The organism is Protofrankia sp. Cas4 (genome assembly GCF_963555915.1).
Taxonomy (GTDB): Bacteria; Actinomycetota; Actinomycetes; order Frankiales; family Frankiaceae; genus Protofrankia.
The window spans coordinates 1-6,723 of sequence record NZ_CAUVXL010000236.1 but is presented as its reverse complement, the minus strand read 5'-3'; the positions used below and the strand labels follow the sequence as shown (position 1 = coordinate 6,723).

Below are 6,723 nucleotides of genomic sequence, written 5' to 3'. Positions count from 1 at the left end.
TGGTGGGTACCGTCGGTTTCCGTTATCTCACTCTTGCCGTGGGCCCGGGCGTGTTCATACCTCGGCCGGAGACCGAAACCGTGGTCGGCTGGGCACTCGACGCGGTTCGGACGGCCGGGTGGACACGGCCGATCTGTGTGGATCTCTGCACCGGTTCCGGCGCGATCGCTCTCGCCCTCGCGCAGGAACTACCCGGCGCGCGCGTACACGCTGTCGAACGTGATCCGGGCGCGCTGGTCTGGGCGGCCCGCAACATCGCGGCCCAGGGCTTCACCGACGCCGACGGCCGGCTGATCCTGCATCACGCCGACGTCGGGATCGAGCCGGCCGGATGCGGCCTCGGCGACGGTCGCGAGCCGGTTGCCACGGTTGCCCGAGAGCTTGCGGGTCTGTTCGGCCGGGTCGATCTGGTGGTGAGTAACCCGCCCTACCTGTGGGATGACGAACGGGACCTGGTCGAACCCGAAGTCGGTAAGCATGATCCTCCTGCCGCGCTGTGGGCCGGACCAGATGGTCTGGCGGGGGTTCGAGCCGTCGCACAGGTGGCGGGCGGCCTGTTGCGCGACGGTGGGCAGTTGGTGATCGAACACTCCGACCGACACGGCTTGGCGGCCCCTGCGCTGCTGCATGCACTCGACTGCTGGGACGATGTTCGGGACCATCCCGACCTGGCGGGGCGAGCCCGGTTCGTCTCAGCCTCGCGCCGGCCTCGCACGGGCCGCGAGACCGGTCGGTAGGGACCTGGCAGGGAGCGGGGCGGGGCCCCGAGGCGCCGCCGCTGTCACGACATACTCCTGAAGTGACGTACTGCCGAAGTGACGCAGCACCACGGACGTAATGGGGGAGCCAGTGAGGCCACGAGAGTCAGTGAGCGAACGGTACGACTGCGCGGACTCCGAACGGCGTACGGCCGGTCTTGAGGCGGCGACGCGCGCGGTGCGCCATGGCAGGCTCGTCGTGTTGCCCACCGACACGCTGTACGGCATTGGCGCGGACGCGTTTGACCAGGTCGCCGTGCGCGCGCTGCTGGCCGCCAAAGGCCGCGGACCGGACATGCCCGTCCCTGTACTGGTTGGTGCGTGGCGCACCCTCGACGGGCTCGTCGAGCAGGTCACCGAGCCGATGCAGGACCTGATCCGGGCATTCTGGCCGGGTGGGCTGACGCTGGTCGTGCCATATGCGCCGTCGTTGAGCTGGGATCTCGGGGATGCCCGGGGCACTGTCGCGGTGCGGATGCCACTGCATCCGGTCGCCATCGAACTGCTCGGCCGTACCGGGCCGATGGCCGTGTCCAGCGCGAACATCAGCGGTCAGGCACCTGCGACCACGGTGGAGGACGCCATGGCGCAGCTCCGTGACTCAGCCGAGGTGTACCTCGACGGCGGGCCGTGCTCGGCCGGCATCGCGTCGACGATCGTCGACTGCACCGGTGAGGTCCCCCGGGTGCTGCGGGCGGGTGCGGTCACGATGACGGCGTTGCGTGAGGTTCTGCCGTCAGTCCAGGAACCCGCGGTCACCGCATGACGCTTGCGGCCCGCTCCGGCTCTGCGCCGTAAGCTGTCGGGAGTTGGAGCAGCCGAAGGTGGGGCGTCGCGATCGGGACAAACCCATGCTAGGTCGCTCCTGGCCCGGCTGCCTGCATGCGGCATGGGTCGGCCGCGCAGCCACGGGCCAGTCACGCAGGAGGAGAGGCAGCTTATGAGCACCCCGTTCTGGGGCCCGGACTTCGATCAGCTCCGTGCCGAGGACGAAGAGATCGCGGATGTCGTCCTGGACGAACTGGACCGACTCCGTGGGGGTCTCCAGCTCATCGCGAGTGAGAACTTCACCTCGCCTGCGGTGCTGGCGGCCCTCGGGTCGACGTTGTCGAACAAGTACGCCGAGGGCTATCCGGGCCGTCGCTACTACGGCGGGTGCCAGGTTGTCGATCGTGCGGAGGAGATCGGCATCGCCCGGGCGAAGGCGCTGTTCGGTGCCGACCACGCGAACCTGCAGCCGCATTCCGGGGCTCAGGCCAACTTCGCGGTGTACGCGGCGCTGCTCGCCCCTGGCGACACCGTGTTGGCGATGTCACTACCGCATGGCGGTCATCTCACTCATGGTAGCCGAGTGAACTTCAGCGGGAAGTGGTTCGATGTCGTCGCCTACGGAGTGCGCGAGGACACCGAATTGATCGACTATGATGAGGTTCGGGACCTCGCGCGGCAGCATCGGCCCAAAATGATGATCTGTGGCGCCACCGCGTATCCCAGGTTGATCGACTTTGCGGCCTTCCGCTCGATCGCGGACGAGGTCGGGGCGTGGCTGATGGTCGATGCCGCGCACTTCATCGGCTTGGTCGCGGGCGGAGCCATCCCCAGCCCGGTGCCGTACGCCGACGTGGTCAGTTTCACCACCCACAAGGTCCTGCGTGGGCCCCGAGGTGGGATGATCCTCTGCCGGGAAGAACTTGCCCAGCGGATCGACAAGGCGGTGTTCCCGTTCAGCCAGGGCGGCCCGCTCATGCACGCGGTCGCCGCCAAAGCGGTGGCGTTGCGGGAGGCCGCGACCCCGGCCTACGCCGAGTACGCCCGTCAGGTCATCGTCAACGCCCAGGCCCTCGCGGACGGGCTCGCGGCCGAAGGCGTGCGGCCGGTCGCCGGCGGCACCGACACCCACCTCACCCTGCTCGACCTGCGCGATCTCGGCGTAACCGGTAAGGATGCCGAAGCCCGGTGTGACGCGGCGCGGATCACGCTGAACAAGAACGCCATCCCGTACGACCCGCAACCGCCTGCGGTCTCCTCCGGTATCCGCGTCGGTACCCCGGCGGTGACCACTCAGGGCATGCGGGAAGGCGAGATGAAGGAGATCGCGGCGCTGATCGCTCGGGCGGTCCGTGATCCGTCGGCGGGCACTGATGTCGCCAGAGCCGTTTCCGTCCTGGTCGGCCGGCATCCGGCCTACCGGCGCTAGCGCGGTGGTGCGGTAGGTCAGCGAAGGCGTCAGGCTATTGCGGGAGTATCTACTCGTATTCGCGGTGTCGGCGGCGGTCACCTTCCTGTGCACGCCGGTCGCGCGGGGTTTTGCCATCTGGATCGGCGCCGTCGCCACTGTCCGTGATCGTGATGTGCACGCCGTGCCGACTCCACGGCTCGGCGGACTGGCCATGCTCGCCGGAGTCGCAGCCGGTCTGGAGGTTGCCGACGAGCTGCCGTTCCTGTCCTCGGTCTCGCGGGACTGGGCGGAGCCGCATGCGGTGGGTGTCGCGAGCGTAGTGATCTGCCTGCTCGGAGTGGTGGACGATCGGTGGCCACTGGACGCGGTCACGAAGCTCGCGGGTCAGGTCGCCGCCGCCGGTGTGATGGTCCTGCTGGGAGTCCAGTGGTCGTTCGCCGTCAACCCGGACAGTGACACCACCTTCAGTCTCGGACCTGAGACAGCCGTGCCGCTTTCGATCTTCGCCACGGTCGTTCTTGTCAACGCCATGAACTTCATCGACGGGCTGGATGGCCTTGCCGCTGGCGTTGCGGCGATTGCCGCTGGGGCCACGTTCTACTTCGCCTACGAGGTCGCTGTGATCAACCACTTTTCCCGGGCGGCGCCGGGAGCCTTGCTGGCCGCGGTCACCGCCGGGGTCTGCCTCGGCTTCCTGCCGCACAACTTCAACCCGGCCAGTCTGTTCATGGGGGACTCCGGTTCGATGCTGGTCGGCCTGCTGTCGGCGGCATCCATGATCTCGGTGACCGGACAGGTCGCCTATGGCGGATACGCCGGGCCGTCCCGATCCCTGCCGTCGCTGATTCCGTTGGCCATTCCGCTGGCTGTGCTGGCGGTGCCGTTCATCGACCTCGGACTAGCCGTGATCCGCCGGACCCGCGCCGGCCGGTCGCCCTTCGCCGCGGACAAGATGCATCTGCACCACCGGATGCTGGAGATCGGAAAATCCCATGTCCGCGCGGTTCTCATCATGTACTTCTGGGCGGCCCTGCTCGGTTTCGGCGGGGTGGCCGCATCTTTCTCGCGACAACCGTTGCCTATTCTCGCCGCCGTGGTCGGCCTCGGCCTGATCGGGCTCCTGGTCCTGTTGCTGGTCGGTCAACGGTCGGTGCGGCGCGCATGATCGTTGCTACCGGACGGACGATCAGACTTGGTCTGGGCGTGCTCGCCACCCTCGCTGTTCCCAGCCTTGTGGTTGCAGGTTTCATCCGGGGCGCGGCCGGAGTTGTCGCCGTCGTACTCGGGCTGTGCCTGGTCGGGTTTTTCTTCGCGGCCAGCAAAGTGGCTGTGAGCGTTGTCGCCCAGCGCGCACGAGCGTTGGTGCTGCCAGCTGCGCTCGGCACCTACCTGGTGAAGATCATAATTCTTGGGACTCTTCTCGTGCACCTCGAAGGGTCGACCAGCATCGATCTTGCGGCTTTCGCCTGGGCCGTCTTCGTGGGGGTCTTCGGATGGCTCGGTGCCGAGCTGTGGGTTGCCACCCATACCCGGGTCCCGTTCTACGACCCCACGGTCTTCCAGGCGCGGGAAGACTCCCGGCGTGACACCCTGAACGGGTGAGCGAAGCCGAACCGACGCCGCCAGCCGGCGGCCCTGCGGAGCCGACCGGCCAAAGGCCGCGCGAGGATGGTTCTTCGCGCGCGGCCGGAGGCCTTGGGGAGCCGACAGCCGACGGACCGCCGCGTCCCCCGTACCGGCCCGGCCTGGTCTCCGATGAAGCCTGGACGGCGGTCGGCACCCTGCTGGCCGGAACCGGGTTCTGGGGGCTGGTCGGCTACGGGATTGACCGCCTCACCGGACTCGGCACGGTGTTCCTGCCGGTCGGCGTCATCGTCGGCATGGCAGCGTCGCTCTATCTTGTGATCAGCAAGGCTACGCAGCGTTTCTGATCGAGCTCACCAGTTGCCTATGGTCTCGTCTTGGATTCTCAGCGTGAGAAGAGCGTCGTAAAAATGAACCAGCCGGCTACTTTCAGGTGAACAAGGGAGTGAACCAGCTCTGGCCGGCCTGGAGTTGATGCCGATCGCCACGGGGTGTGGATAGTATCGCCAGTGCTGGGTGTCCACTCGCGGACATCCGGTGTGAGTCGTGTCTCCCGTCGGTCCTGCCGGGCTCATGATCATGCCGTGTCGATGGATGGTCATGCGTGGTGCGGCACCGTACCCGAGAGGGAGCCGGCCCGCGCCTGGCGGGGCTGTCCCGCCTGAACCAGATAGGGTGAGTCCACACCGCCGCCGGTACGGCTGCGTCTCTTCCTTAGCTGGTGAGAGTGTATTTCGATCATGGAGGTGTCCGTCGTGCCGGTCCCCGCGGGACCCCTGGTCCTCGCTGATGAGGGCTTCAAGGGCCCGACCAAGGAGGTCTTCCAGCCGCCGCACTGGTTCGACGTCGATCTCGGACCGGTTCATTTCTACTTGAACAAGGCGACGGGGCTGGGGATCTTCGCCGCGCTCTTCGTCGGTGTGGTCTTCTGGCTCGGCTTCCGGCGGGCCACGGTCGTGCCCCGCGGATTGCAGAACGTCTGTGAGTCGGTCTACGACTTCATCGACATGTCGATCGCCCGGGACGTCATCGGGGAGAAGGGGCGGAAGTACACCCCGTACCTGGTCGTGCTCTTCAGCTTCGTGTTCATCTGTAATGTGCTTGCGATTGTTCCCGGCGCCCAGTTCCCGCCGACGTCGCGAATAGCCATTCCGATTGTTCTCTCCGCTGTGACCTATGTGCTGTTCAACTACGCCGGCATCCAGGCCAATGGCGCACGGGCGTATTTCGGGCATATGATAAACCCAGCGCCGACCGCGCCTGTCTTCGTCAAGGTTCTGCTTGGGCCGATCGAGGTCATGTCGACCATGCTCGTGCGGCCGTTCACGCTCGCGGTCCGGTTGTTCGCGAACATGTTCGCCGGCCACATCCTGCTCCTGGTCTTCTCGCTCGGCGCGGAGTACCTGCTGCCCAAGCCGCCTTTTGTCTTCGGATTCGCCTCGCTGCTCATGACGATCGTGCTGACCGGCTTCGAACTTGTCATCGACGGCTTGCAGGCATACATCATCACGATCCTCACGGCCGCCTTCATCTCCGGCGCGATCGAATCCGGCGGTGGCCATGAAAGTTCTCCAGCGACTGACCATGCTCCTGCCGTGAGCGGGGCGCCCGCGATGAGCGGCGCGCCCGCCGGGGCGCACGCATAAAAAGGTTCGGACACCCCGATCAGCACTTCGATCAGCACCGTGGCAGGTCCCGGTGCCCGACTGGAAAAGGAATATGACATGGCAGACACCTCCATGGTGCTTGCTGCTGCCAATCAGGTGAGCGGCTCCCTCGGCGCGGTGGCCTACGGCTTGGCGGCCATCGGGCCGGGTATCGGAATCGGCCTTATCTTCGGCCTCGGTGTGCAGGCCATCGCCCGCCAGCCCGAAGCGGAGCAGGTCGCCTTCCGGTACATGATTATCGGCTTCGCCCTGGCGGAAGCACTGGCTCTGATCGGCTTCGTCGTCCCGTTCGTCTTCCCCTAAGCCGGGGGGACACCGTGGTTACCGCAACACTGTTGCTGGCCGCCGGGGACAGCGCAAAGTCGGATGAGAACGTCCTTGTCCCACCGCTCGGTGAACTGCTGATCGGCGCCCTGTCGTTCGGCCTGCTGGTGGCCTTCTTCTTCTGGAAGATCTACCCGCAGATCAAGCGGACGTACGCCGCGCGGACCGAGGGAATCGAGGGCAGTCTCGCCCGTGCCGCGCACGCTCAGCA

General features: G+C 66.7%; 8 protein-coding genes and 1 pseudogene. All 9 read left to right on the top strand.

The genetic code is table 11. From position 1 onward, the window contains the following. Positions 1-737, top strand: a 737-nt coding sequence (locus tag U9979_RS21220; RefSeq protein ID WP_322780741.1) for a HemK/PrmC family methyltransferase, incomplete at its 5' end; no start/stop codon positions are given. A gap of 130 nt (positions 738-867) precedes the next feature. Further along, positions 868-1,524, top strand: a complete 657-nt coding sequence (locus U9979_RS21215; RefSeq protein WP_322748061.1) for an L-threonylcarbamoyladenylate synthase — start codon at positions 868-870, stop codon at positions 1,522-1,524. A 174-nt stretch (positions 1,525-1,698) separates the two neighbouring features. After that, positions 1,699-2,955 carry a serine hydroxymethyltransferase gene (glyA, locus tag U9979_RS21210; protein ID WP_322748060.1) on the top strand — a complete coding sequence of 419 codons (1,257 nt, stop codon included), beginning with the start codon at positions 1,699-1,701 and terminating at the stop codon, positions 2,953-2,955. Positions 2,956-2,992: 37 nt separating this feature from the next. Then, positions 2,993-4,102, top strand: coding sequence for an MraY family glycosyltransferase (locus U9979_RS21205; RefSeq protein ID WP_322748059.1), 1,110 nt, complete (start codon positions 2,993-2,995; stop codon positions 4,100-4,102). After that, the gene (locus tag U9979_RS21200) at positions 4,099-4,539 is read left to right on the top strand and encodes a hypothetical protein (RefSeq protein ID WP_322748058.1); all 441 of its coding nucleotides are present in this window, start codon (positions 4,099-4,101) and stop codon (positions 4,537-4,539) included. Before U9979_RS21205 ends, U9979_RS21200 begins: the two co-directional genes overlap by 4 nt. Continuing rightward, a complete protein-coding gene (locus U9979_RS21195) occupies positions 4,536-4,868 on the top strand; it encodes an AtpZ/AtpI family protein (RefSeq protein WP_322780740.1) in 333 nt (110 codons plus the stop codon). Before U9979_RS21200 ends, U9979_RS21195 begins: the two co-directional genes overlap by 4 nt. Before the next feature lie 393 nt (positions 4,869-5,261). Next, positions 5,262-6,167 (top strand): F0F1 ATP synthase subunit A, encoded by a 906-nt coding sequence (gene atpB / locus U9979_RS21190; protein WP_322748056.1) that lies wholly within the window; start codon positions 5,262-5,264, stop codon positions 6,165-6,167. A 78-nt stretch (positions 6,168-6,245) separates the two neighbouring features. Beyond that, on the top strand, positions 6,246-6,491 hold the full coding sequence (locus U9979_RS21185) for a F0F1 ATP synthase subunit C (RefSeq protein ID WP_322748055.1): 246 nt from the start codon (positions 6,246-6,248) through the stop codon (positions 6,489-6,491). A gap of 14 nt (positions 6,492-6,505) precedes the next feature. Beyond that, a pseudogene (locus tag U9979_RS21180) lies at positions 6,506-6,723 on the top strand (F0F1 ATP synthase subunit B); the annotation flags it as partial.